General features: G+C 70.7%; 24 protein-coding genes and 2 pseudogenes. 16 read left to right on the top strand and 10 right to left on the bottom strand.

What is annotated here, in order from left to right; all coding sequences use genetic code 11:
• From DJ73_RS19040 to glpA, 5 genes and pseudogenes are all read right to left on the bottom strand, one after another.
• Nucleotides 1–752, bottom strand: a pseudogene (locus DJ73_RS19040) (CRTAC1 family protein); the annotation flags it as partial.
• 103 nt (nt 753–855) lie between these two features.
• On the bottom strand, nt 856–1,854 hold the full coding sequence (locus DJ73_RS19035; RefSeq protein WP_094558760.1) for a hypothetical protein: 999 nt from the start codon (nt 1,852–1,854) through the stop codon (nt 856–858).
• A gap of 206 nt (nt 1,855–2,060) precedes the next feature.
• Nucleotides 2,061–3,575, bottom strand: a complete 1,515-nt coding sequence (locus tag DJ73_RS19030; RefSeq protein WP_094558759.1) for an anaerobic glycerol-3-phosphate dehydrogenase subunit C — start codon at nt 3,573–3,575, stop codon at nt 2,061–2,063.
• Complete coding sequence (gene glpB / locus DJ73_RS19025) at nt 3,572–4,951, bottom strand: glycerol-3-phosphate dehydrogenase subunit GlpB (RefSeq protein WP_094522274.1); 1,380 nt, start codon at nt 4,949–4,951, stop codon at nt 3,572–3,574. Before glpB ends, DJ73_RS19030 begins: the two co-directional genes overlap by 4 nt.
• A complete protein-coding gene (glpA, locus tag DJ73_RS19020; RefSeq protein ID WP_094558758.1) occupies nt 4,951–6,792 on the bottom strand; it encodes an anaerobic glycerol-3-phosphate dehydrogenase subunit GlpA in 1,842 nt (613 codons plus the stop codon). Before glpA ends, glpB begins: the two co-directional genes overlap by 1 nt.
• Nucleotides 6,793–7,196: 404 nt before the next feature.
• Here glpA and glpK point away from each other — a divergent pair, with 404 nt between their 5' ends.
• Nucleotides 7,197–8,738, top strand: coding sequence for a glycerol kinase GlpK (gene glpK, locus DJ73_RS19015; RefSeq protein ID WP_094558757.1), 1,542 nt, complete (start codon nt 7,197–7,199; stop codon nt 8,736–8,738).
• Entirely contained in the window at nt 8,739–9,845 is a 1,107-nt protein-coding gene (locus DJ73_RS19010; protein WP_094522271.1) for a hypothetical protein, read from the top strand.
• 17 nt (nt 9,846–9,862) lie between these two features.
• Here the strand turns inward: DJ73_RS19010 and DJ73_RS19005 are convergent, their stop codons facing one another.
• Nucleotides 9,863–10,264, bottom strand: a complete 402-nt coding sequence (locus DJ73_RS19005; protein ID WP_094558756.1) for a hypothetical protein — start codon at nt 10,262–10,264, stop codon at nt 9,863–9,865.
• A gap of 154 nt (nt 10,265–10,418) precedes the next feature.
• Between DJ73_RS19005 and DJ73_RS19000 the strand changes: the two genes are divergently transcribed.
• The 4 genes from DJ73_RS19000 (at nt 10,419) to DJ73_RS18985 (ending at nt 13,267) form a co-directional block, all read left to right on the top strand.
• Complete coding sequence (locus DJ73_RS19000) at nt 10,419–10,625, top strand: hypothetical protein (protein WP_094522269.1); 207 nt, start codon at nt 10,419–10,421, stop codon at nt 10,623–10,625.
• Between the two features lie 76 nt (nt 10,626–10,701).
• Nucleotides 10,702–11,874 carry a Cdc6/Cdc18 family protein gene (locus tag DJ73_RS18995; protein WP_094522268.1) on the top strand — a complete coding sequence of 391 codons (1,173 nt, stop codon included), beginning with the start codon at nt 10,702–10,704 and terminating at the stop codon, nt 11,872–11,874.
• Between the two features lie 120 nt (nt 11,875–11,994).
• Nucleotides 11,995–12,678 carry an HAD-IIB family hydrolase gene (locus tag DJ73_RS18990; RefSeq protein ID WP_094522267.1) on the top strand — a complete coding sequence of 228 codons (684 nt, stop codon included), beginning with the start codon at nt 11,995–11,997 and terminating at the stop codon, nt 12,676–12,678.
• Between the two features lie 79 nt (nt 12,679–12,757).
• Nucleotides 12,758–13,267, top strand: coding sequence for an MOSC domain-containing protein (locus DJ73_RS18985; protein ID WP_094522266.1), 510 nt, complete (start codon nt 12,758–12,760; stop codon nt 13,265–13,267).
• Between the two features lie 12 nt (nt 13,268–13,279).
• On the opposite strand, the gene DJ73_RS18980 is transcribed toward DJ73_RS18985, so the two are convergent.
• Nucleotides 13,280–13,564 (bottom strand): DUF357 domain-containing protein, encoded by a 285-nt coding sequence (locus tag DJ73_RS18980; protein ID WP_094522265.1) that lies wholly within the window; start codon nt 13,562–13,564, stop codon nt 13,280–13,282.
• A 156-nt stretch (nt 13,565–13,720) separates the two neighbouring features.
• Here DJ73_RS18980 and DJ73_RS18975 point away from each other — a divergent pair, with 156 nt between their 5' ends.
• From DJ73_RS18975 to DJ73_RS18945, 7 genes are all read left to right on the top strand, one after another.
• Nucleotides 13,721–14,581 carry a DUF6498-containing protein gene (locus tag DJ73_RS18975; protein WP_094522264.1) on the top strand — a complete coding sequence of 287 codons (861 nt, stop codon included), beginning with the start codon at nt 13,721–13,723 and terminating at the stop codon, nt 14,579–14,581.
• Nucleotides 14,582–14,650: 69 nt separating this feature from the next.
• Nucleotides 14,651–15,400: an RNase P subunit p30 family protein gene (locus tag DJ73_RS18970; RefSeq protein ID WP_094522263.1), complete on the top strand. Its 750-nt coding sequence runs from the start codon at nt 14,651–14,653 to the stop codon at nt 15,398–15,400.
• Nucleotides 15,384–16,034: a class I SAM-dependent methyltransferase gene (locus tag DJ73_RS18965; protein ID WP_094522262.1), complete on the top strand. Its 651-nt coding sequence runs from the start codon at nt 15,384–15,386 to the stop codon at nt 16,032–16,034. Before DJ73_RS18970 ends, DJ73_RS18965 begins: the two co-directional genes overlap by 17 nt.
• 7 nt (nt 16,035–16,041) lie before the next feature.
• Nucleotides 16,042–16,521 (top strand): Rpp14/Pop5 family protein, encoded by a 480-nt coding sequence (locus DJ73_RS18960; protein ID WP_094522261.1) that lies wholly within the window; start codon nt 16,042–16,044, stop codon nt 16,519–16,521.
• A 4-nt stretch (nt 16,522–16,525) separates the two neighbouring features.
• On the top strand, nt 16,526–17,311 hold the full coding sequence (gene psmA / locus DJ73_RS18955) for an archaeal proteasome endopeptidase complex subunit alpha (protein ID WP_094522260.1): 786 nt from the start codon (nt 16,526–16,528) through the stop codon (nt 17,309–17,311).
• Between the two features lie 54 nt (nt 17,312–17,365).
• Entirely contained in the window at nt 17,366–17,845 is a 480-nt protein-coding gene (locus DJ73_RS18950; RefSeq protein WP_094528238.1) for a GNAT family N-acetyltransferase, read from the top strand.
• Nucleotides 17,846–17,900: 55 nt separating this feature from the next.
• A complete protein-coding gene (locus DJ73_RS18945) occupies nt 17,901–18,815 on the top strand; it encodes an SDR family oxidoreductase (protein WP_094522258.1) in 915 nt (304 codons plus the stop codon).
• Nucleotides 18,816–18,817: 2 nt separating this feature from the next.
• On the opposite strand, the gene DJ73_RS18940 is transcribed toward DJ73_RS18945, so the two are convergent.
• The gene (locus DJ73_RS18940; protein WP_094522257.1) at nt 18,818–19,363 is read right to left on the bottom strand and encodes a hypothetical protein; all 546 of its coding nucleotides are present in this window, start codon (nt 19,361–19,363) and stop codon (nt 18,818–18,820) included.
• A 235-nt stretch (nt 19,364–19,598) separates the two neighbouring features.
• Between DJ73_RS18940 and DJ73_RS18935 the strand changes: the two genes are divergently transcribed.
• Nucleotides 19,599–21,524, top strand: coding sequence for a beta-CASP ribonuclease aCPSF1 (locus tag DJ73_RS18935; protein WP_094522256.1), 1,926 nt, complete (start codon nt 19,599–19,601; stop codon nt 21,522–21,524).
• A gap of 39 nt (nt 21,525–21,563) precedes the next feature.
• On the opposite strand, the gene DJ73_RS18930 is transcribed toward DJ73_RS18935, so the two are convergent.
• The gene (locus DJ73_RS18930) at nt 21,564–22,313 is read right to left on the bottom strand and encodes a type IV pilin (protein ID WP_170938214.1); all 750 of its coding nucleotides are present in this window, start codon (nt 22,311–22,313) and stop codon (nt 21,564–21,566) included.
• Between the two features lie 138 nt (nt 22,314–22,451).
• Between DJ73_RS18930 and DJ73_RS18925 the strand changes: the two genes are divergently transcribed.
• A complete protein-coding gene (locus DJ73_RS18925; RefSeq protein ID WP_094528246.1) occupies nt 22,452–22,823 on the top strand; it encodes a methylglyoxal synthase in 372 nt (123 codons plus the stop codon).
• A 76-nt stretch (nt 22,824–22,899) separates the two neighbouring features.
• Nucleotides 22,900–23,418, top strand: a complete 519-nt coding sequence (locus DJ73_RS18920) for a hypothetical protein (RefSeq protein ID WP_094558755.1) — start codon at nt 22,900–22,902, stop codon at nt 23,416–23,418.
• Nucleotides 23,419–23,440: 22 nt separating this feature from the next.
• On the opposite strand, the pseudogene DJ73_RS20535 reads toward DJ73_RS18920, so the two are convergent.
• Nucleotides 23,441–23,928 (bottom strand): annotated as a pseudogene (locus tag DJ73_RS20535) (hypothetical protein); the annotation flags it as partial.

Genomic DNA, 23,928 nt, shown 5'->3' with positions numbered 1-23,928 from the left:
GCGACGTCCTCGAACTCGCCGCCGGATCCGTGACGGAGGAGGCGGTTCGGCCCGTCCTCGTTGCCGACGGCGAAGGCGAACGTCCCGCCCTCGTCGACGAGGGAGGCGCCGCGGGTGTCGCCCGCGGGGTCGGCCAGCGCGCCGCCGCCGGTCGGGTCGTAGTGGCCGTTCTCGTTGCGGAACAGCCGGTTCGGGCCGCGCTCGACGCCCGCGAACAGATCGCCCTCCCCGGAGCAGTGCGGGACCGCGAGCAGGGACCGACAGCCGCCGTCGTCGCCGAGCTCGTAGAACGCGAGCGGGGCGGCGTACCCGGAGACGGCGACCCCGTACCGGCCGGTCCCGAGGCGGTCGAGCGCGGCGACGGACCGGCCGGCGCGCACGTCGAGGCGGTCGGCGTTCACGTCGAGCGCGAACACGTCCGTCCAGCGGAAGCCGTCGGATTCGAGCCGGCTCAAGAGGAGGTCGGGGTCGCCGCCGCCGTCGACGCCCTTGGTGCAGTTGTGGACGTACACCTCCTCGCAGCCGTCGGCGTCGAGGTCGGCCGCGCAGACGCCCATCCCGTGGCGGGTCCCGTCGGCGACGATGCCGCAGGCCGTATCGACGAACCGGTCGCCTTCGCGGGCGTACAGTCGGTTCGGTTCGCCGTAGCCAGCGACGAAGACGAGCGGTCCGTCCCGTCCCGGCGTCACCGTGACGCCGTACCCGCGCATCGGGTCGTCGTCGCCGACGAGGTCGGACCGCTCCGTGAACATGATATCCTGTCACCGCTGGGAGAATATGAACTCACGGGTTGGATTCAGGCCGAGACGCGTAAATCCGGCTCCGATTTCTCGTTACGGATTTCGCTCGCCGTCCCTACAGGTTCCGCTCGATGTACCGGTTCATCGCGCGGACGCGCCCCTCGTCGAACGTCCACATCCCGCGCCAGACCCGCGGTTCCGCCTCGACGGCGAGGAGGCCAACGCCGCCGTCCATGCCGCGATCGAGGTCCGATCCCGCGCCGCCGTCGACCGAGGTGGGTCCCCCGGGCGGTCGGTACACGACGAACCAGCTGTGGGTGAAGTCCCGGCTGTCGCCGCCGTGGACCACCGCGTCGAGGCCGCGAGGGAGGTCGTCCGGCACGCCGTACAGGTGGGTGTCGACGCCGGCGTCGACCACGCTCTCGTACACCTCGCGGGTACCGACCTCGTCTTCGATCCGCGAGAGGCGCTGGAACGACGACCGCAGCGTCCCGTCGCCGGCCACCCAGGCGGCGCGTTCGATGAACCGGGAGATGGTGATGAGGAGGAGCTTCTGGCGGTTCGACTCGGGGTAGCCCCGAAGGGTGAACGTCGTGTCTTCGAGGCCGCTTATCACCGACGGGAGGTCGACATCCTCCAGCGTTCGGCTCCCGGTGACGTACAAGTCCGAGTTCACGAACAACACCGCGTCGCCGAGCTCGCCGAGCGTCGAGCCGGCGACGACCTCGTCGCCCTCGACGAGCAGCGCGAGGTTCTCCACTCCGCCGGGGTCGTCGCCGTCGAACGGGACGGCGTCGTTCCGCCGGAGCGCGTCGACGTCGATCACCGGCCTCTTGTCCGCGTCCGGGGATCGCATCGTCAGCCGCTCGGCGGAGAGCCCCGCCCCGCTCGCATCAGCGGGTCCGTCGGATCGCGCGCCGGGATGGTCGGATCGGGTCTCGGTCCGGTCGGACCCGGTGCCCCCGTCGCCCGCGAGGCTCCGGTCCGCCACCTGCACCGCGTCGCCGAACGTGTCCGTGAGCATGTTGAGAACGGGGTCGGGGTCGGTACGGTTGACGACCACGATGGATCGCTCGACGTCGTCGTATCGATCGAGGAGCTGTTCGAGCGTCACGTAGGCCGTCTCGGGAACTCCGCTCATTAAACGTTTGTCCGCGCTTATCCGGTCTGAGAAACGGACGCGTCGCCGAGCTGACCGGGCGTCGAACCGACGGTGTTCCGAGGCGAACCGACGGTGTTCCGAGGCGAACCGACGGTGTTCCGAGGCGAACCGACCGACCGCGGGAGCGGTCGGATCGCCTCCCGCTCAGTGCCTCTCGCTCAGGCGCCGACGGTCTCTTCGAGCAGCTGCAGCGGGTGTTTGATCTCGTACCCCGTCCCGTGTTCCATCTGCATGGCGCAGGTGGGGCACTCGGTCATCCCCACGTCGCCCTCGGCGTCCTCCATGTGTTCGAACATCTCCTCGCCGATCTTCATCGACTTCTCGTACTTCTCCTCCTTCCAGCCGTACGTCCCCGAGATACCGGAACAGGAGTCGCCGACGTCCTCCATGTTCACGCCGTCGACGTCGCGGAACGTCTCGACGGCCTGCCGGGCGAGCCCCTGATTGCGGGCGTGACACGGCGCGTGGTAGGCGTACGACCGATCGTCCGCGAGCTCACTGCCCGCGAGCTCGCCCTCCAGGTCCTCGTGGATCCGGAGGTACTCCAGCGCCTCGTAGGTGTGCTCGGAGACGTCCTCGATCCCGTGGATGTCGAACAGCTCCGGGTACTCCTGCCGGAGCGACATCGAGCAGGAGGTACAGGAGGCGATCACGTCCGCGCCCTCGCCGATGGCGTCGATCAGGCTCTCGACGTTCGTCTCCGCGTGCCGGCGGGCGTCTTTCAGCATCCCGTTCGCGAACATCGGGGTGCCGGAGCACTTCTGCGGGGGGACCATCACCTCGTAGCCGAAGTGCTCGTACACCCGGACCATCGCCTTGCCGACCTCGGGCGTGTTGTAGTTGGAGTAGCAGCCGTGGAAGTAGGCCACGCGCTTGTCCGGGTCCTCCACCTGCGCGCCGCCGCGAGCCTTCCACCACTCGCGGAACGTCTCCGTGGCGAACTCGGGGAAGTCGCGCTCCTTCGGGATGCCGAGCGTCTTCTCCATCGCCCAGCGGACCGGCCCGAAGTTCATCGCGAACGACGCGGTGCGCGGGAAGACGCTCGCCAGCCGCGCCGAGGTCCGGTAGTTCGCTAAGATCCGGTTGCGGACGTACTCGACCGACAGCTTCTCCATCTGCTCTTCGACGAACTGGCCGCGCGCCTCGTTGTGCATCTGCGAGAGCGGCACCGAAGAGGGGCACGCGTCGTCGCAGCGCATGCAGTTCGAACAGGAGGTGATCGACTCGTCGATGTCGTGGTCGTCCTTGCGCTTGAGGCGCCACTGCTCGGGCCCTTGGAACTTCGGCCCCGGGAACTCGTCGTCGACTTCGGCGACCGGGCAGGAGGTGTCGCAGCTCGTGCATTTGTAGCAGGAGTCGGCCCCCTCGCGGAGGTCGAGGTCGCCGCCGGGGAACACGTCGACCGGGTCGTACGCGTCCGGGTCGAGCTCCGCCGAGTCGGAGCCGCCGGTCGCGCTCTCGACGCCGCCGTCGGTGGCTGGTCTCTCGTCGGCCTCGCTCTCGTCGGCCTCGCTCCCGCCGGCCCGCTCCCCGTCGTCGGGGACGAAGATCGACGGCTGTTCGTCGCGGCCCGCCTCCGGGACGCCGGGACTGGCCCGCGGCTCGCTCCCGTCGCCGCGCTCTCCCCCCGTTCCGTCCGTCGCCCCCGTGTCGTCCGGTGTGTCTCGTGTCATTGGGTCGCCTCCGTCGCCGCCTGCCGCCCGGCCACGAGGCCGGTCGCGAGCGACACCCCGCTCGCGGACTTCTCCCGCGCCGCGTCCGCGCCGCCGACGACGCCGCCGGCCGCGAAGACGTTCGCGTACTGTGCCTCGCCGTCCCCGTCGAGCGGGCGCCCGCGCTCGTCGGGGCGCACGCCGAACCGCGCGTACGGCTGGTCGCCGAACGCGTCGTCGACGAACCACTCGTAGCGGTCGTCGGGCTGCTCGACGTGCAGGTCGAAGACGGGCTCGCGGACGCCCTCGCGGTCCGAGTCGAGCCCCTTCCCGACGAGCCCGCCGGTCGCGAGCACGAAGGCGTCGGCGCCGTACGGCGTCTCCCTCCCCTTCCGATCGACGGCGACCGTCTCGATCCGGCCGTCCGCCTCGGTCTCGATCCCGGCGACTGGGTTGCCGGTCTCGAACCGGACGCCCTCGGCGTCGAGCGCGTCGTAGAGCGTGTCCTCCAGGCGGAGCCCCGGGAGGCTCGGCGGCCCCATCGGGATCTCGAACACGTCGGCGCCGAGCCGGTCGGCCAGCTCCGCGCGCACCTCGTCGCCGCGGTCGTCGCCGAGGAACGCCGGGAAGCCGACGCGCTCGACGCGGTCGACGCCGCCCGCCTCGTCGACGACGTCGTGGAGGTGCGGGGCGACCGCCTTCGCGAGCGCCTCGCGGGCGGGGACGCCGTCGATCTCCTCGTCGTGGTCGAGCGCCTTCGCCAGCCGGGTGACCTTCGCGTCGGCCCGGAACGCCTCCGCGAACTCCACCTCCGCGCCGGCGACGTCGAACGGGACGCCGGCGGCCTCCAGTCGGCCCGCGAACGCCCGCGCGTCGTACTCCGTCAGCGACCGGAACCCCACGATGAGCGCCGGCCGGTCGTCGCTCGCGAGCCCCGCCTCCGCGGCCGCCGGGTACCGCGCGGTCGGCTTCACGCTCCCGCCGAACGTCGGCAGGAGCGCGTTACGGTCGGTGTGGCTCCCGCGGTACGCGTCGCCGGCGAGCTCGTCGAACAGGTCGAGTCCCTCCCGGAGCGCGTCCGCGCCGATGACCCGGTAGGGGTGGCTCTCGGGGAGCCGGTCGATCCCCTCGAAGGGGTCGGCGAGGGGTCCCTCGGGGTCGGGCCACTCGTCGCGGTCGAGCTCGCGGCCCGCTGTCGGCGGTCCCTCGCGGAGCGGCTGCGCCGGCTCCGTCGCCGGGACGTAGCCGAGCGCGTCGATCAGCCCGGAGGCCTGCCGGAGCGTGCTCGACTTGTGGGAGACGAGCCGCACGTCGGCACCCTCGCGGGACGCCGAAATCGCCGCCGTGATCGCCGCCAGCCCGCCGCCGACGACGAGGACGTCGCTGTCGATCGCCATCAGCGCCCTCCGTCGGTCGTCGCGTCGTCACCTGCGCGACCCCCGTCGGTCGTCGCGTCGTCACCTGCGCGACCCCCGTCGGTGGCGGCGGTCCCGGCGTCGCCGCCCTCGTCGGCGTCGGCGGTCCCGGCGTCGCCGCCCTCGTCGGCGTCGGCGCTCGCCGGGCCGGACCCGGCGCCCGCGTCGAAGGCGCCGAAGTCGACCTCGCCGTCGAGGTTCGCGGGGTCGCCGTCGCGGTTCATCGTCGTCGCGTGCAGCAGGTGGTTCAGCATCGCCTGCGAGAGCTGCCGCCCCCACAGCGCGTGGCGCTGGCCCTTCCAGCGCTCCTGGTACAGCTCGTCCTCCGCGTCGCGGACGACGGGCTCCGGGTACTCCCGCGCCAGCTCAGAGGCGATGCGGTGGGTGCAGAAGCCGCCCTGACAGTTCCCCATCGAGGCGCGGGTGCGGAGCCGGACCGCATTGAGGTCGCTGCCCGCCTCGCCGATGGCGTCCTGCACCTCGGCGCGCGTGACGCCCTCGCACTCGCAGACGATCGGGTTCGGGTCGTACTCGTCGAGTACCTCGTCCGCGCGCGACCCGAGCCGCTGCCCGGAACGGCGGGCGACCGGCGAGCGGAGCCCGAACTCGTCCATCAGCTCCTCCATCCGCGCGTCGCTCTCCGACCCGGGCAGCGGCGCCTCGGCGGTGTCGCAGGTCGCCTCGTGACCGAGGACCTCGCAGACGTGGTCCGAGATGGACTCGGCCATCATGCGGTAGGTGGTGAGCTTCCCGCCGACGATGGTCGTCATCCCCGGCAGGTCGTCGCGGTCGCCGTGGTCGAGCAGGAAGTAGTCGCGCGTGATGTCGGTCGGGTCCTCGGTGCCCGTTCCCGGTGGCTCGTAGAGGGGGCGGACCCCCCAGAACGACCGCAGCGTGCGGGCGTCCTTCAGCGCGGGCACGAGCTCCGAGAGCGTCTCGATCATCAGGTCGACCTCCCACTCCTCCTCGGGGTAGTCCTCGGGGTCGTCGACCTCCTCGTCGGTCGTGCCGAGGATGCAGGCCGTCTCGTGCGGGACGACGATGTCCGCGTCGCCCTTCGGTCGGCACCGGTTGATGACGGTGTCGACCTGTCGGGTGTTCATCACGGTCATCACGCCCTTCGACGGGCGCACCTCTACGTCGACGCCCGCCATCTCGCCGACGTTGCCGGCCCACGCGCCGGTGGCGTTGACGACGTGTCGCGCGCGGATCTCCTCGGTCGTCCCGGGCTCGCGGTGGACCCGCTTGCCGGGGCCGGTCTCGTGTTCGATCTCGACGCCGACGACCTCGCCGTCCTCGACGAGCACGTCGGTCACCGGGGCGTGCGTCTCGACCCGCGCGCCGTGCTCGCGGGCGTCGGCCGCGTTGGAGACGCAGAGCCGGAAGGGGTCGACCGCGCCGTCCGGGAGCGCGATCGCCTTCTCGACGTCGCGGGCGAGGTACGGCTCGCGGCGGCGGGCCTCCTCGCCGTCCAGCACCTCGACGGGGATGTCGCACGCGCGGCACCCCTCCAGCTTCTCCTGGAAGTACTCCTCGGAGTCCTCGGGGCGCTTGACGAACATCCCCCCCGTCTCCTCGACGCAGTGGGACGCGATGTCGCGGAGCACCCGGTTCTCCTCGATACACTCCCTCGCGCTCTTCTGGTCGGAGACCGCGTACCGACCCCCGCTGTGGAGGAGCCCGTGCATCCGTCCCGTCGTGCCGTGCGTCAGGTTCCCCTTCTCGACGAGCACCGCGTCGAGCCCCCGCCGCGCCAGGTCCCTGACGACGCCGCAGCCGGTCGAGCCGCCCCCGACGACCACGACGTCCACCTGATGGTCCATAACCGACCGCTCGGACCCCGTCCACTTTACTTTACCTCCTCTTTACGGGTTCGCATAACTATCAGGGACCTTCAAGTAGTGCAAGCGTTAGCGCCAACGGTTTGTTTATATATCCTCTTTTTGAACCGCGCTCAAAAGCGGATTTTAACAGTTAGATTATTATGGTAGTACATTATGTTCACGAACGGCGTGGTAGCTTCCGTGAAGATATACCGCGGCGACGGCGGTGACCCCCGTCGAAACGCGGCCGCGCGTCCGGCCTGCGGGTCGGACGCGGTCGCTCGGGGGTCGCCTCACGGAGCCGAATCCCGGCCGAGCCGGGACGCGACCCTCTCGGGACGCGCCCGGGACGGGATCGGCGGCGTCGCCGCGTGCGGACCAGCGCCACAGGAGGGATCCAAAACATGACACAGTACGTCGGTGCGATAGACCAAGGGACGACCGGCACCCGATTCATGGTGTTCGACCACGAGGGCCAGGTCGTTACGAACGCTTACGAACAGCACGAACAGATTTACCCGAACCCCGGATGGGTCGAGCACGACCCGATCGAGATCTGGGAGAACACCCAACAGGTCGTCCTCGACGGGCTCGCGGACGCGGGGCTGGAGGCGGACCAGCTCGACGCGATCGGGATCACCAACCAGCGCGAGACGACGATCGTGTGGGACAAAGACTCCGGAAAGCCGGTCCACAACGCCCTCGTGTGGCAGGACCGGCGGACGACGGACCGCGTCGAGGAGATCCAGGAGGCCGGGAAGGTCGAGGAGATCCGCGAGAAGACCGGACTGGAGTGCGACGCGTACTTCTCCGCGACCAAGACCGAATGGATCCTCGACAACGCGGAGCCGCTCAAGATGTCCGCGTCCCGCGGCCGAGACCTCCGCGACAGGGCCCGCGACGGCGAGCTGCTGATGGGCACGATCGACGCGTGGCTCATCTACAACCTGACGGGCAACCACATCACGGACGTCACGAACGCTTCCCGGACCATGCTGTACAACATCCGGGACATGGAGTGGGACGAAGAGCTCCTCGAGGAGTTCGACGTGCCGCGTGAGATGGTGCCCGAGGTCCGACCGTCCTCCGACGAGGACTACTACGGCCACACGGACGCGGACGGCTTCCTCGGCGAGGCGGTTCCCGTCGCCGGCGCACTCGGCGACCAACAGGCCGCGCTCTTCGGGCAGACCTGCTTCGACAAGGGCGACGCGAAGAACACCTACGGAACCGGCGCGTTCTACCTGATGAACACCGGGGAGGAAGCCGTCGCGTCCGACAACGGGCTGCTCACGACGGTCGGCTTCCAGATGTCCGGCGAGCCGGTACAGTACGCGCTGGAGGGGTCGATCTTCATCGCCGGCGCGGCGATCGAGTTCCTCGAGGACGTCGACCTGATCAACAACGCCGCACAGACCGCGGAGCTGGCCCGATCGGTCGACTCGACCGACGGCGTCTACATGGTTCCGGCGTTCACCGGGCTCGGCGCCCCCCACTGGGACGGCCGGGCTCGCGGGACCATCGTCGGGATGACTCGCGGCACCACCAAGGAACACATCGTCCGGGCGACGCTGGAGAGCATCGCCTACCAGACCCGCGACCTCGCGGAGGCGATGGAGGCCGACTCGGGCGTCGAGATGACCAGCCTCCGCGTCGACGGCGGCGCGGTCAAGAACAACTTCCTCTGTCAGCTGCAGGCCGACATCATCCAGACGGACATCGTCCGGCCGGAGGTCGACGAGACCACGGCGCTCGGCTCGGCGTACGCCGCCGGCCTCGCCGTCGGCTACTGGGAGACCGTCGACGAGCTCCGCGATAACTGGCATATCGACCGCGACTTCTCGCCGGAGAGGGAGCAGGAAGAGGTCGACAAGCTGTACGATCGCTGGGACGACGCGGTCGAGCGCTCCCTCAATTGGGCACAGGACGACGAGGAGGACGAGTAGATGAGCGCCGAGGCTTCGGCGTTGCTCGCGTCCGGCGACCTGCTCGCGCAGTCCGGCGGGGTGCTCGCACAGTGGAGCGCCGGTTCGATCGGCGCGGTGCTCGACATCCTGCTCGACCCGACCATCTGGCTCGGCGCGGCCGCCGGCGGGGCGTTCGGCGCCGCGCTCGGTGCGCTCCCGGCGTTCATCTTCACCGGCTTCCTCGTCATCGCCGGCGTGTGGGGCGGTGACGCCGCCATGGGGTCGGGCGTCGGCGTCGGGTTCGGTCCCGTCTTCGGGCCGCACATCTCCTTCGCCGGCGGTGCGGCGGCGTCGGCGTACGCGGCGAAGAACGGCGCGATGGAGTCCGGCTTCGACTACCACAACGCGAAGGACATCGGCTTCGCGCTCGGGAGTCGACCTGACATCCTCGCGGTCGGTGCGGCGTTCGGTGTGTTCGGCATCGTGCTCGAACAGACGCTGCGGAACCTGGCGATCCCGACGGACCCGATCGCGTTCACCGTCGTCGCCAGCGCGCTGGTCCACCGGGCGGTGTTCGGCTACTCGGTGATCGGCAACGTCAGCAGCAAGGCGAGCGGCTACTTCGACATGGGACCGTTCGAACGCGAGGAGATGCGCGATCCGAATGAGGTCCCCGGCGACGGCGACAAGTCCAGCGAGGACCGCCTCGCGGTCGAGCCGTGGCTGCCGAACATGTACAAGTGGTCGCACGTCGCGGCGATCGGTGCGGCCGCCGGACTGGCGGCCTCCTACGCCGCGATCCAGACCGGGAACGTGTTCCTCGGGTTCGGTATCAGCGCGGCGACGCTGCTGTTCCTGAACCTCGGCGTCGACCGGATCCCGGTCACTCACCACATGACGCTACCGGGCGCGACGGCGTGGGCGGCGTTCACGGGAGCGGGCTTCAGCGGCACGGTCGGACTGGTCGCGGGGGCCGGGTTCGGCCTCCTCGGCGCCGTGATCGGTGAGGCCTTCCAGCGCGTCTTCTACGCGCACGGTGACACTCACGTGGACCCGCCGGCCGCGGCGATCTTCATCTCGTCGTCGATCCTCGCGGTCCTGGCGATCCTCGGCGTCCTCGGCTCCATCTGGGTGCCGGGAACCTAAGCGTCGCCTTCCGGCTTTTATCCCGCCGGAAGCGTCGAAGAAAGAACCACGTACGCAACGACACCAGCGATGATCCCGACACCAACCGAGGTAACGAACCCTTGAGTGAACGCGAACGCGGCGACGGCGATGACGGACAGCACCACCAGCCCGATTCCGGCGGCGCCGTGGTGGTACGCCCCGACCGTCGGGTGGTCGCTGAGCGACTTCCGGTCCGACTCCGGGACCCGAACGCTCGCGTGATACGGGACGTACAGCCGGACGCCGACGCCGGCGGTCGCGGCGACGATAGAGGCGAACTGGACGTCGACGACGAGCTCGCGGACGACGAGGAACGCGGCGATCGCGACGATCAGCGCGACCGCCTTGCTCCGCTTGTCGGCCTTGACGACCGACTCGTCGAACTCTGGTTCGGACATACTCCGCGGGAGGCGGCCGGGGGTGTTAAGATTGTGGACGGCGGCGGGAGCGATCGCGTCGCCGTTGTCGTCGCCGGTGCCGTTCTCGGCCGCGACCGCCGGCCGGCGACGGCGTTCGAGGTGGATTTAACGTCGCCGGGCGAGAGGGGCCGATATGAACGCGGAGACGCTGGGACTCGAGAGGCGCGACGGTCGAAACATGCTCGTGGTCGCCGGAATCGTCACTCTCGTGGTGGCGGCGACCGCGGAGGGACCGGTCGGGGCGCGCGTCGTCGCCGGCGCGATCGTCGGCGCGGTCGCGGCCGCCGTGTTCGTCGCCTCGACGCTCCTTATAAACCGGTACAAGCCCGACGGCTGGTGAGGTCGCGGCGGCGAGCCGGTCGGACCGAGCGCCGCGCTTCGTGCCTGTTTTATTCGGACACACAGGAGGGTCGAGCGTGAACATCGACGACCGGATCGAGCGCAGGCTGGGGTACGACGCCGGGGCCGGCGTCCTCGTCGACCTCGACGCCGTCTCCCCCGTCTCACACGTGGACTCGCCCACCGGTCGGGGGCCGGTGTTCGAGCGCCTGCTCGACGTCTTCAGCCCGGCGTTCTCCGGGACGCTCCCGCCGAGCGCCTACGTGCACGGCCCGAAGGGGAGCGGGAAGTCCGCCGTCGTCTCCGCGCTGTTCGACCGCCTCGCGTCCCACAGCGGCCCGCGGCGGGCGATCCAGACGACGACGAGGGCGGTCGAACCCACTCTCCCGGGGTTCGTGTACGTCGACGCCCGCCGCGGCTCGACCCGGTTCCGGCTCTACCACGACGTCCTCTCGACGATCGGCGACGACCCGGTCCCGGAACACGGGATCGGCACCGACGAGCTCGCGGACAAACTGCGGGAGGGCGTCCGCACCGGTCCGGATATCGTCGTCGCGGTCGACCACACCAACGAGCCGGAGACGCCGGACGCGACGACCGTCGTCGACTGGCTCTCGGACATCGGCGGGCACATCTCGCCGGTCTGCCTCGGTCGGGACCCGCCCGACGCGATCGAGTGGGAGCCCGACGAGTCGGTCGCCTTCGAACCGTACCGGCGCCACGTGCTCGTCGAGCTGCTGACGAGCCGGTGTTCGACCGGGCTCGGTCGCGACGCGATCAGCCACGACCAGATCCGCGAGGTCAGCGAGTGGGCCGACGGCGACGCCCACGACGCGCTCGCCGCGATCGCCGGCGCCGCGATCAGCGCGGAGCGCGCGGGCGCCTCCACGATCCGGCCGACCGACCTCGACGCGGGGATCGAGGAGGTGCCGAAGCCCGGCGTCGCGCTGGGCCGCGTGCTCGCCCTTTCCGAGAGCCGACGGCGGCTGCTGTACGAGCTAGTCAGCCTGCCGGAGGACGACCGGGCCTCGGTGAGCGCGGCCACGGAGACGATCGCCTCGCGGCCCGCGGTCGACCTCTCGGCGTCCACCGTGCGCCGAGTGCTGTACGAGCTGGCGGACGCGGGGCTGCTCGACCGGGTGACGGTCAGCCAGAGCCACGGGAAGGGCCGCCCGCCGAGTCGGCTCATCCCGCGGTTCCCGACGCTCGTGTTCCGAGAGCTGTTCGACCGGCCGTCGTGGCCGGCCTGACCCGCCGTCATAGACCAAGCCGCCGCGGCCGACGGCCGCGGACCCCTCTTTATCGACGCCCGCGAACGGGCGCCGCCGAAAGAACGCAAGACAGTTGCGCCCGGCCTCCCGACCGCGGGTATGGCGCCGCCCCTCGCGCTGGACATCGACGGGACGCTGACGACGCCGAGCGGTCGGATCGACCCCCGCGTCTTCGAACTGTTGCCCGGCTGGGACGCGCCGGTCGTCTTCGCGACCGGGAAGGCGTTCCCCTATCCGGTCGCGCTGGCGCACTTCCTCGGCCGACCCGAGCTCGTGATCGCCGAGAACGGCGGGATCGCGTACGCGGACGGCGAAACGACCGTGCTCGGCGACCCGACGGCCCCGCGGGCCGTCGTGGAGGCGTTCCGCGAGCGCGGCGGGGAGGTCGGCTGGGGCGCAGGCAACACGGTGAACCGCTGGCGGGAGACGGAGGTCGCGCTGTCGCTCGACGCCGACGAGGCGCTGCTCCGCGAGGTCGCCGCGGCGGCCGACGGCGACGTCGAGGTCGTCGACACCGGCTACGCGTACCACGTCAAGTCGCCCGCCGTGAGCAAGGGGCAGGCGCTCGAACGCGTCGCCGACGCGCTCGGGCTCGCACCCGACGAGTTCGCCGCGGTCGGCGACAGCGAGAACGACGCGTCCACGTTCGCCGTCGCCGGCGAGTCGTACGCGGTCGCCAACGCGGACGCGACCGCCCGCGACGCCGCCGACACCGTCCTCGACGATGGGTACATGGACGGGACGGCGGCGCTGTTGGCCGAGCTGCGCGAGCGGAGCGGGTGACTGGCCGCGGCCGTCGGCGGGCCCGAGGCCGCCGCGACGCCCCGCAACCGCTTTGTCGGTCGTGGTCGTCTGACGCGTCATGACCGGACGGATCGAGGCGATTCACGTCGCTCCCGAGTCGGGCGCGCCCATGGAGGAGCGAGACAGCGTCGAGGCGGTTTCGGGGCGGGGACTGCGCGGCGACCGGTACTTCCTCGACAGCGGGACCTACTCGCGGTCGGCGCGCGACGTGAGCCGCGAGCTGTCGCTGATCGAGGGCGAGACGCTCGACGCCGTCGAGCGCGACTACGGGATCGCCGTCGGCCCGGACGAGCACCGGCGCAACCTCACCACCAGGGACATCGGGCTCAACCGCCTCGTCGGGGCGCGGTTCCGCGTCGGCGACGCTGTCTGCGAGGGGGTCGAGCTCTGCGAGCCGTGCTCGTACCTCGAATCCCTACTCGAACGCGAGGGGCTCCGCGACGCGCTCGTCCACCGGGGCGGGCTCCGCGCCAGGATCGTCGAGGACGGCGCGATCGAAACCGGCGCGCCGATCCGGATTCTCGGCGACGCCGACGGCGCCGCGCGGTCGCGGCTCGAGGATTCGTAGCCGCGCCGCCGCTCACGTCGTGAACAGCTCTGTGTCGTCGGGGACGGCGAACAGCCCGAGCCGGACGCCGGCGTCGAGCCACCCGTAGCCGTACGAGTACGATGCGAGCGCGTTCACCGGGTCGTCGTCCCCGCGGAAGTGACGTCCGTCTTCGAGGTACGACTCGGCCATCTCGGCCACGTCGGCCGCGGCCTCGCCGAGGGGCGTGTCGGCCGGCGGTCGCGGCTCCGCGGCCGCCAGCGCGTCGGCGAGCATGCGCTCGTATCGGTCCGTCTTCTCCTCTAAGTCGGCGGCCATGCGTCGGGGTTGCGCGGAGGCGATGAAAAGAGCGTCGGGCCCGCGGGCGACTGCGGCCCCCGGAGGGCGAGGCGTGGACGGCGATACCCCCGGACGACGGCGCGAAGGGCCCCGAGAGAGCCGATTTTAATACCGACGCGCCCCCGACACCGAACGATGCCCTCCGACGGATCGCCCGACTCCGGTCTCGGCCCGTCTCGCCCGCTGGACCCGACCGGCCGCGCGGCCCTCGGGCTCGTGGTCGCGACGAACCTCCTCCCGCTCGTCGGCGTCGTCGCGTTCGACTGGCGCGTCGGCGAACTGCTCGCCGTCTACTGGATAGAAGTGGCGGTGATGGTGCTCGCGTACAGCGTCGTCGCGCTGTTCGCCGAGCGCCCGATCGTCTTAGCGGACCGGTCGTTCTACATCGTCGGCTACTCCGACGACGCGGAGCGCGGCGAGGTTTGGGAGAGCGATCCGGAACCGATACGCGTCGCCTCGTGGCTTCCGCCGGTGTACCGCCGAAACGCGGGCGTCGTCGTCCGGTCGCTGGGGGTCTTCGGGTTCCTCCTGTTCCCGCTGCTCGGGGTCGGATGGGACGCGCTCGATTATCTCACGCCGACCGTCGGGCTGGCGACGCTCGGGATCTGCGGCGCGCAGGTCGCGGAGGTGCACCGGGAGTTCCTTGCCGAGCGCGCCTACGAGGAGCGGTCGCCGTACATGGTCGTCGAGGCGGCGCAGCGCGTCGTCTTCTTCTACTTCGTCATCGGGGTGGTGACCGCGGTCACCGTCACCGCCGGACTCGTCGCGGTCGAAGGGTTCGTCGCCCCCGGCCTGATCGACGCGACCGTCGACGCGGTCGGCGTCGAGGCGGTCGTTCTCCCGTACCTCCTGCCGATCACGATCGCGAAGGCGACGGTGGAGTGGAGTCGGCGACGGGCCCACCGCGAGGCGGAACCGGACGGGATCGCGACGTGGTTCACCGGCGAGGACCCGAGGCGGGAGTGGGAGACGGAGGAGTCGACCGGAGACGGGTAACCCGGCCGGGGCGCGGCGCCCGGCGCGGAAAGCGCAACGACGATACCGGCGGAGCCGAAACGGGCGGGCATGTACGAGGCCGTCCACGCCCACCCCGACGGCGACGCGACCGTCGCCCGCCACGCCGCCACCGCGGCGCGGTACGGCTACGACGGGGTCGTCGTCCGCACGCGGGACGCGCTCGCGCCGGCCGGCGAGGGCGGAGAGAGCGAGCGGGGAGGAGCCGACGACGGACCGCCGGCGGCGGCCGCCCTCCGCGAGGAGTACGGCGTCGACGTCGTCGACGCGGTCGAGATCGACGTCGCCGACGCCACGAGCGCCTCCGGCGCCGTCGGAAACTACCGCTCCGAGCGCACCGTCGTCTGCCTCGCGGGCGGCGACGACGGCCTCAACCGGTTCGCGGTCGAGGACCCCCGCGTCGACGTGCTCGCGCGTCCGATGGACGGCCCGGGCGATGTCAACCACGTCCTCGCGAAGGCGGCCCGCGACAACGCGGTCCACGTGGAGTTCGACCTCGGGCCGCTGCTCCGCTCCAGCGGCGGCAGGCGGGTGCGGGCGCTCGCCGACCTGCGGAAGCTCCGCGAGATCGTGACCTACTACGACGCGCCCCACGTCGTCAGCGCGAACGCGCGGTCCCACCTCGCGCTCCGGGCGCCCCGAGAGCTGGTCGCCGCCGCCGAGGCGGTCGGCTTCGACCCGGAGTGGGTACGGGACGGGCTCCGGGCGTGGGGCGCTATCGCGGCGCGCAACCGGGAGCGGCGCTCCGAGGCCTTCATAGAGCCGGGGGTCCGACGTGGCAGGTATGAAGAAGAGCGTTGAGGAGCACGCGGCGCGCTTCTCCGAGAAGGCGGCCGAGTACGACGATTCGAAGAGCGACGAGTACCACGCCTGCGCGAGCCTCGTCGTCGAGTACGCCGACCCGAACCCGGACGACGTCGTCCTCGATTTGGGCGCGGGCACGGGCGCCATCTCGCTGGCGCTCGCGCCCGACGCGGAGCGGGTGCTCGCCCGCGACATCAGCGAGGGGATGATGGACGAGGGGAGACGCAAGGCGGAGGAGCGCGGCCTCGCCAACGTCGAGTTCGCGTACGGCGAGTTCCGCGAGCCCGAGGTCGACCCCGGTCAGCGGATCGATATCGTCACCTCGAACTTCGCGCTCCACCACCTCGGCGACGACGAGAAGCGCGAGGCGATCCGCGAGATGGCCGCGACGGGGGCCCGCCGGATCGTCCTCGGCGACGTGGCGTTCTTCGAGGGGCCCGACCCGGAGGCGCCGTTCTACGGTCCCGAAGTCGACGACCCCGCCACCGTCGGCACCCTCGTCGAGGCGTTCACCGCCGAGGGGTTCGCGGTGACCGCGGTCGAGCGCGTCCACGACCAAGTCGCCGTGATCGTCGCGGAGCGGCTCGGCGACCGGAGCGACGGCGAGCCCGGGGCCGAGCGCTCCGGGTGACCACACCGTGAAACACCTCCCGAAGCACCTCCGGCCGCGGTGGCGGTACCTCGCGGTCGGGATCGAGACGTGGCCCGACGCCGACCTCGGGCGCCGCGCGTTCCAGCGCGCGCTCTGGTACGCCGCCGGCAACCTGATCGGCGACGCGGGGAGCGCCGACGCCGACCTGACCCTGCTCTCGTTCATGCACGGTGACGGGACCGGGGAAGCGGTGGTCAAAGTCCGGCACGGCCACGTCGCCGAGGCGCGCGCGGCGATCGCCTGCGTGAGCGAGGTCGACGGCGACCCGGTCGGGATCCACGTCCGTGGGATCTCGGGGACGGTGCGTGCCTGTGAGGAAAGATATATGCGTCGCGCGGGCGCTAATTCAACACAGCGAGACGTCGCGTTCGGGGACGCCGAGCGACCCGCAGTCGTGCGCGAGGACGCGTGCGACGTGTGGGTCGGGTCGGGTTACGTCGGCGCGGCGGCGTTCGACATCGAGTGATATCATGCAGGGCCAATCCCAACAGCAGGCGTACGACCGAGGAATCACCATCTTCTCTCCCGACGGCAGGCTCTACCAGGTCGAGTACGCCCGGGAGGCGGTGAAACGCGGGACGGCAAGCGTCGGCGTCCGCGCCGAGGACGGCGTCGTCCTCGCAGCCGACAAGCGCGCCCGCTCCCCGCTGATGGAGCCGGAGAGCATCGAGAAGCTCCACAAGGCCGACGACCACGTCGGCGTCGCGAGCGCCGGTCACGTCGCCGACGCCCGCCAACTCATCGACTTCGCGCGCCGGCAGGCGCAGGTGAACCGCCTGCGCTACGGCGAGCCGGTCGGCATCGAGACGCTGACGAAGAACATCACCGACCACATCCAGCAGTACACGCAGATCGGCGGCGCGCGCCCCTTCGGCGTCGCGCTGATCGTCGGTGGGATCGAGAACGGCGAGCCGCGACTCTTCGAGACCGACCCCTCCGGCACCCCCTACGAGTGGCAGGCGCTCTCGATCGGTTCCGACCGGAGCGACCTCCGCGACTACCTAGAGGAGGAGTACGAGGAGGGTATCTCCACCGACGAGGCGGTCGGGCTCGCGCTCGACACCCTCGCGCAGTCGAACGACGGCGAACTGGCGCCCGACGGCGTCGGCGTCGCCACGATCACCGTCGACGACGACGACGGCTACACCGAGCGGTCGAACGAGGAGATCGAATCGATCCTCGACGAGCGGGACCTGCTCGAGAGCGAGGAGGACGAGGACGACGCCGACGACGCCGGCGACGCCGACGAGGAGTAAGGTCGGGTCGCCCCGGGTCGAAACGTCCATTTTTCGAGGCGCGAACGGGGACCCATGAGCGACGACCACGCGGTCGAGTCCGACGGGCCGGATCCGGGACGGGACGGCCACGCGCTCCCGGCCGGCTACGAGCTGCGAGAGACGACGCCGTCGGTCGACGCGTTCCGGCGGCTCCGGCGGGAGGCCGAGATGAGCGACCGGTCGCGAGAGGCGGTCGAACGGGGGCTCCCGAACACGACGCACGGCGTTCACGTCGTCGAGACCGAGACCGGGTCGGCGGTCGGAATGGCGCGGATCGTCGGGGACGGCGGATCGATATTTCACCTCTCGGATACGGCCGTCGCGGAGCCGCATCAGGGGCGAGGGATCGGAACGGCGATGATGGACGCGCTCGTCGCGTGGCTCCGCGCGAACGCGCCGGACGGCGCGTACGTCGACCTCCTCGCCGACGTCGACGGCTTCTACGAGCGGTGGGGGTTCGAGCGGACCGCGCCCGCGTCGCGGGCGATGGGGATCCGGACCGAGGAGCTGTGACGCGAATCCTGCTCCGGGCGTCGCGGGGGAGACCGGCGCTCGGGTCGGGAGAGTTATGCCGTCGGGGGCCGACCGACGACGCGTGCAGAAGACGGTACTCATCACCGGCTGTTCCTCGGGTATCGGCCGCGCCGCGGCGCACGCGTTCAACGACGAGGGGTGGACCGTGTACGCGACCGCGCGGAACCCCGCCGACATCGAGACGCTCGGCGAGGCGGGCTGCGAGCTCGCCACCCTGGACGTCACCGACCAGTCCGACGTCGACCGCGTCGTCGACCGGATCCTCGACGAGGAGGGCGCGATCGACGCCCTGATCAACAACGCGGGGTACGGCCAGTTCGGCCCGATCGAGGACGTGTCGACGGCGGCGGTCCACGAGCAGTTCGACGTGAACGTGTACGGGCCGCACCGGCTCACGAAGGCGGTGTTGCCGGCGATGCGCCGCGAGCGCGACGGGACTATCGTCAACGTCTCCTCGGTCGCCGGGCGCGTCTCGTTCCCCGGGGGCGGCGTCTACAGCGGCTCGAAGTTCGCGGTCGAGGCGATGTCCGACGCGCTCCGCAACGAGGTCGCCGAGCACGGGATCGACGTCGTCGTGGTCGAGCCCGGACCGGTGAAGACGAACTTCTCGAAGCGCGCGCAGGCGGAGGCGGGCGTCGGTTCGGACGGGGGCGAGGGCGACGGAGACGACGCGGGCGGGAGCGGCGCGTCGAACGGCGACGACGACCGCTCCGGCGCCTACGAGGAGTTCTACGCGCTGTTCGAGGACGCGAAGCTCGTCGGCGGCGGGGGTCCCGGCGCGGTCGAGCCGGAAGTCGTCGCCGGCGCGATCTACGATGTCGCGAGCGCGACGCAACCGCCCGCGCGCGTGCAACCGGGCACCGCCGCCCGCGTCGGCGTCCTCGCGCGCTTCCTCCCGGACGCGGTGCTCGACCGCGGCTACGAGTTCGTCCTGAAATTCACGTCGTAGCGTCAGCCGCCCCGCTCCGGGCCGCCGGTCCCCGACTCGTCGCGGCCCGGCGCGACCGCGAACGGGCTCTCTCCCTCCCGCCACTCCCAGCCCGGGAGCCGCGTCTGGAAGCCGGCGGCGAGCGCCGCGTCGAGGTCGTCGGCGCCGGCGGTGCCGGCGTCGTCGCCCGACGCGGTCTCGTCCTCGCTGACGTGAACGTCGACGAAGTGGAACGTCGCCTGCCCGAGCAGCGAGAGCGGCCGGCCGCCGGCGAGCGTCGCCGCGAGCTCGCGGCCGAGGGCCTCGTCGACGACGAAGCCGGGGTAGTCGTCGGCGACGTCGAGGTCACGGAGGAGCGCGACGCAGCCGGCGACGTTGACCGCGACCTCGCCGTCGGCGAAGACGGCGTCGACCTCGCGGCGGTACGCCTCGCGGCTCACCGGGGCGACGTCCGTCTCGAACAGCGTCCCCAGTCGCTCGCGGGTCTCGTTGATCAGGGGAACGACGACCGGCGCGCGGTCGCGGACCCACGCGCGCTCGTCGCGGACCGTTTCGGGGGTAACGCGCATGGGGATTCGAACGCCACCGCCGGGCAAGGGGCTTGCCCTTTGCGAAGGGTTTTATAATAACGGGGGTATACGTCCACCTAAGCGGGTTTTCGCTGGCTGTTCCCGCACGGTACCACCTACGGACAGTACTACCACTATGCCTACCCCGTCACGGTCGACCGTTCGGCGACGAGCCACGTACCGGCGCGCGGACGCGTTCGACGGCGGCGGCGACCCCGACTACCCGCGGTAAGATATGAGTCAAGTCGACAAGCAGCTCGATACACTGAAATCAGAGATCGAACAGGAGATTCCGAACGACATCACGGTCACCGACGTCAAGTACGAGGGCCCGGAACTGGTCGTCTACACCCGCGACCCGAAGCGGTTCGCCGGCGACGGCGACCTGATCCGCCGGCTCGCCTCCAAGCTCCGGAAACGAATCACGGTCCGCCCGGACCCCAGCGCCCTCTCTCCGCCGGCCCGCGCCGAGGAGGAGGTCCGCGAGGTGATCCCGGACGACGCCGGCGTCACCGACCTCGACTTCCACGAGGACACCGGCGAGGTCGTCATCGAGGCGGAGAAGCCGGGGATGGTGATCGGCCGACGCGGCTCCACGCTGCGGGAGATCACCCAGGAGGTCGGCTGGACCCCAGAAGTCGTTCGGACGCCGCCCATCGAGTCCTCCACCGTCTCGAACGTGCGCGGCTTCCTGAAGACCGAGCGCGAGGAGCGCCGCGACATCCTCGAGCGCGTCGGGCGCCAGATCCACCGCGAGGAGATGTCCGACGACGAGTGGGTCCGGATCACGACGCTCGGCTGCTGTCGCGAGGTCGGCCGCGCCGCGTTCATCCTCTCGACGCCCGAGACCCGGATCCTCATCGACTGCGGCGACAAGCCCGGCGCGGAGGGCGAGGTGCCGTACCTGCAGGTCCCCGAGGCGCTCGGCGCCGGCGCGGCGACGCTCGACGCCGTCGTTCTCACGCACGCTCACCTCGACCACTCGGCGCTGATCCCCCTCCTGTACAAGTACGGCTACGACGGCCCGATCTACACGACCGAGCCGACCCGCGACCTGATGGGCCTGCTCACGCTGGACTACCTCGACGTCGCCGCCAAGGAGGGGCGGACGCCGCCGTACGAATCGGCGCAGGTCCGCGAGGCGATCAAACACACCATTCCGCTCGAGTACGGTGACGTCACCGACGTGGCGCCCGACGTGAAGCTCACCTTCCACAACGCGGGCCACATCCTCGGGAGCGCCGTCACGCACTTCCACATCGGCGACGGGCTCTACAACGTCGCCTTTTCGGGCGACATCCACTACGAGGACACCCGCCTGTTCAACGGCGCGGTCAACGACTTCCCGCGGGTGGAGACGCTCGTGCTGGAGTCAACCTACGGCGGCCGCGACGACTACCAGACCGACCAGGCCGACTCAGAGGAGGCGCTCAAGGAGGTCATCAACGAGACGTACGAGCAGGGCGGGAAGGTCGTCATCCCCGCGTTCGCCGTGGGGCGCTCCCAGGAGATCATGCTCGTCTTAGAGGAGGCGATGCGGAAGGGCGAGATCCCGACGATGCCCGTCCACCTCGACGGGATGATCTGGGAGGCGACCGCGATCCACACGACCTACCCCGAATACCTCCGCGACGACCTCCGCGACCGGATCTTCCACGACGACGAGAACCCGTTCCTCGCGGAGCAGTTCAACCACATCGACGCCGGCGAGGACGAGCGACAGGAGGTCGCCGACGGCGACGAGTGCATCGTCATCTCCACCTCCGGGATGATCGAGGGCGGGCCGATCATGTCGTGGCTCCGCCACATCGGCCCCGACCCGGACTCGAACCTCGTCTTCGTCGGCTACCAAGCGCAGGGAACGCTCGGCCGCCGGATCCAGAACGGCTGGGACGAGATCCCGGTCGACGGCTGGGGCGGCGGGAGCCGCGGCGACACGCTCACCCTAGAGATGGGGACCGAGGTCGTCGACGGCTTCTCCGGCCACGCCGACCGGCAGGGGTTAGAGAACTTCGTGAAGACGATGAACCCGCGGCCGGAGAAGGTGCTGTGCGTCCACGGCGACGAGCGCTCCGTGCAGGACCTCTCCTCGGCGCTGTACCACGACTACAACATGCGGACGTTCGCGCCGAAGAACCTGGAGACGTTCCGGTTCAAGTAACGCCGGCCATCGGTGGAGCGGGCGTCGGGGACGCGGCTGTCAGGCGTCGCAACCGGGCTTGTCCCGCTCGGTCGGTCCGTCGGTGGCCGCGGTCGCGACCGCCGTCGTACGCGCGATGGGCTGCTCCTCCTCGACGCCGATGAAGCGGATCTCGACGGAGTCGCCGGGCTCCATCGGACGGTCGCCGCTGAACTCGATCGGGTACCTGTTCTCGACGCGGAAGAACGGCTCGTCGCCGGCGCCGCCGGCAACGTCGTTCTGACCCGATTCGACGTACTCGTACGGCGGACCGTCGACCCCAGTCTCCCCGTCCTCTTGGTACCGATTGTGGACCATCCGGACGGTCAACGCGTCGCCGACCGCGAAATCGCCGGTACAGAACTCACCGACGTTCTGCGAGTGAAACTCCTGTTCGGAGTCCTCGTCGAACAGGTTCGGGTTCAGGAAGCGAACCTGTCCGCCCTCGCCGTCACCGCCCTCCCAGCGGACGAGTATCGAACCCACCTCGTCGCCCTCGAACGACGGGCCGGCGACGTACTCCATGCGGACGACGTCGACGTCGCCTCGGGGCGGATCGCTGACCCGTGAGTTCCACCCGCCCCACGCCCGGTGTTCGGGTCCGAGCGTCACCTCGGTGTCACCGAACGCGCGCGGCTCCTGCGGTTCCGTGAGCGCGCTGCCGATATCGAAAACTGTGACGCCGATACTCGCCGCGATTATCACGACGATAGCGGCCATGAGAATCGTCGCGACCACGGTGCTGACGCCGCGGTCGTCGCTACCGCGCATCGATCACCCCGTCGCCGGCGACGCAGTCGGATATCATACTCGCCTGTTCGGTGGGGGTCGTATGAGTTCGTCGGCCCACCTATCAATACAGATACTGCTTTTCAGTATACACTTATACCATACCCGTGAACGGACGGTATGCGTCTCGCGCTCATCGCCCACGACGAGCTGAAAGACGAGATGGTGGAGTTCGTCACAAAGCACGCCGCGGCCCTCGACGACTGCGAGCTCGTGACGACGGGGACGACCGGGAAACGCATCGCCGAGGAGACCGGCCTCGCCGTGAACCGGCAGGCGTCGGGACCGTACGGCGGCGACCTCCAGATCGGCGGGATGATCGCCGACGAGGCGATCGACGGCGTCGTCTTCCTCCGCGACCCGCTCACGGCGCAGGCGCACGAGCCGGACATCTCCGCGCTGCTGCGCGTCTGCGACGTGAAGGACGTCCCGCTGGCGACCAACGTCGCCTCCGGGGAACTGCTCGTCGAGGGGCTCCTCGGCTCGACGTGAGCCTCCCCGAGTCCAAGTATCATATCGGATACCGAGAGCCGCGGCGTTTTACGTCCGTCCGTCGTACCCCGCACTGATGACCCGGCACCCGATGACCCGGATCGCGGCGGTCGCGGCCGCGCTGCTCCTCGTCTCGGCGCTCGCTGCGAGCGGAGCGGCCGTCGGTATCGGGGCGGCGCAAACGGGCGGCGACGCGTCCGGAGGCGACGCCTCGGACGGCGGCACACCAGACGACGCCGCGACGCCGCCCACGCGGTGTTTCGCGGGCGACGGCTACCCGATCTCGATCGGGGAGACGGGCGCGACGATCGACGCCGTCGTCCACCTCTCCGTGCTGACCGACCCCGCCGCCGGCAACGAGATCGGGCTGGAAGCCGCCGGCGCGCTCGGCGGCGATCCGATCGTGGTGCTCGCCGCGGGGGTCCGCCTCACTGCGCGTGAGGCGGTCGCGAACGGAGTCGACCCGTTCGCGGCGTTCGACGTGCTGTACGCGTACGAGCTCACTCTCCCGATGTTCGGCGGCGCGATCGACGACTCGGAGTACAGCGACAGCGGCTCTCCGATCGAGTCCGGTGCCGGCGCCGCGGCCTGCTGACCCGGAGCGCGCCTCGCTTCTGCTACTCCCCGTCCTCCTCATCCCCGTTGTCCGCCGGCGGGCGGACACCGCGAACGATCCCCAACAGCTCGCGGCGCGCGTCTTCGGGACCCCGACCCTCCGGGTACGCGTCGGCGACGACCGGGTACGCGCCGCCGGCGAGGAGGTACTCGTCGGCCGCCCACACCGCGAGCAGCGCCTCGATCGGGACCTCGCGGTCTCCGCCGGTCCCGTCCTCCTCCAGCCGGCAGTCGCCGCGGAAGGTCCAGACCGTCGCGCGCTCGGCGGCCGGGTGGCTCGGCCCCGCCGTCGGCCTCTTCGGAGCCGTGGCCGGGATCGACGCCGGCGCGCTCGCCGCCTCGTTGGATTCGATCGTCGGCGAGGACGCGGACCGACGACGGGCGGTCGTCATCGCCGGTCTGATCCTGTTGTGGAGCTCGCTGCGATTGGTGCAGGCGATCAACGTGTCGTTCCAGACGATACACGGCGTGCGCCACGAGCACTCGGTGG

Origin of the sequence: Halorubrum sp. Ea1 (assembly GCF_002252965.1) — an archaeon.
GTDB lineage: Archaea > Halobacteriota > Halobacteria > Halobacteriales > Haloferacaceae > Halorubrum.
The sequence above is the reverse complement of the archived record's forward strand: the minus strand, read 5'-3'. Positions and strand labels throughout refer to the sequence as shown.

Bases quoted from the DNA above. Each gene is read 5' to 3' on its own strand.
- DJ73_RS19030 (WP_094558759.1), bottom strand. From the start codon at position 3,575: ATGACACGAGACACACCGGACGACACGGGGGCGACGGACGGAACGGGG.
- glpB (WP_094522274.1), bottom strand. From the start codon at position 4,951: ATGGCGATCGACAGCGACGTCCTCGTCGTCGGCGGCGGGCTGGCGGCG.
- glpA (WP_094558758.1), bottom strand. From the start codon at position 6,792: ATGGACCATCAGGTGGACGTCGTGGTCGTCGGGGGCGGCTCGACCGGC.
- glpK (WP_094558757.1), top strand. From the start codon at position 7,197: ATGACACAGTACGTCGGTGCGATAGACCAAGGGACGACCGGCACCCGA.
- DJ73_RS19010 (WP_094522271.1), top strand. From the start codon at position 8,739: ATGAGCGCCGAGGCTTCGGCGTTGCTCGCGTCCGGCGACCTGCTCGCG.
- DJ73_RS19005 (WP_094558756.1), bottom strand. From the start codon at position 10,264: ATGTCCGAACCAGAGTTCGACGAGTCGGTCGTCAAGGCCGACAAGCGG.
- DJ73_RS19000 (WP_094522269.1), top strand. From the start codon at position 10,419: ATGAACGCGGAGACGCTGGGACTCGAGAGGCGCGACGGTCGAAACATG.
- DJ73_RS18990 (WP_094522267.1), top strand. From the start codon at position 11,995: ATGGCGCCGCCCCTCGCGCTGGACATCGACGGGACGCTGACGACGCCG.
- DJ73_RS18985 (WP_094522266.1), top strand. From the start codon at position 12,758: ATGACCGGACGGATCGAGGCGATTCACGTCGCTCCCGAGTCGGGCGCG.
- DJ73_RS18980 (WP_094522265.1), bottom strand. From the start codon at position 13,564: ATGGCCGCCGACTTAGAGGAGAAGACGGACCGATACGAGCGCATGCTC.
- DJ73_RS18975 (WP_094522264.1), top strand. From the start codon at position 13,721: ATGCCCTCCGACGGATCGCCCGACTCCGGTCTCGGCCCGTCTCGCCCG.
- DJ73_RS18970 (WP_094522263.1), top strand. From the start codon at position 14,651: ATGTACGAGGCCGTCCACGCCCACCCCGACGGCGACGCGACCGTCGCC.
- DJ73_RS18965 (WP_094522262.1), top strand. From the start codon at position 15,384: ATGAAGAAGAGCGTTGAGGAGCACGCGGCGCGCTTCTCCGAGAAGGCG.
- psmA (WP_094522260.1), top strand. From the start codon at position 16,526: ATGCAGGGCCAATCCCAACAGCAGGCGTACGACCGAGGAATCACCATC.
- DJ73_RS18950 (WP_094528238.1), top strand. From the start codon at position 17,366: ATGAGCGACGACCACGCGGTCGAGTCCGACGGGCCGGATCCGGGACGG.
- DJ73_RS18945 (WP_094522258.1), top strand. From the start codon at position 17,901: ATGCCGTCGGGGGCCGACCGACGACGCGTGCAGAAGACGGTACTCATC.
- DJ73_RS18940 (WP_094522257.1), bottom strand. From the start codon at position 19,363: ATGCGCGTTACCCCCGAAACGGTCCGCGACGAGCGCGCGTGGGTCCGC.
- DJ73_RS18935 (WP_094522256.1), top strand. From the start codon at position 19,599: ATGAGTCAAGTCGACAAGCAGCTCGATACACTGAAATCAGAGATCGAA.
- DJ73_RS18930 (WP_170938214.1), bottom strand. From the start codon at position 22,313: ATGCGCGGTAGCGACGACCGCGGCGTCAGCACCGTGGTCGCGACGATT.
- DJ73_RS18925 (WP_094528246.1), top strand. From the start codon at position 22,452: ATGCGTCTCGCGCTCATCGCCCACGACGAGCTGAAAGACGAGATGGTG.
- DJ73_RS18920 (WP_094558755.1), top strand. From the start codon at position 22,900: ATGACCCGGCACCCGATGACCCGGATCGCGGCGGTCGCGGCCGCGCTG.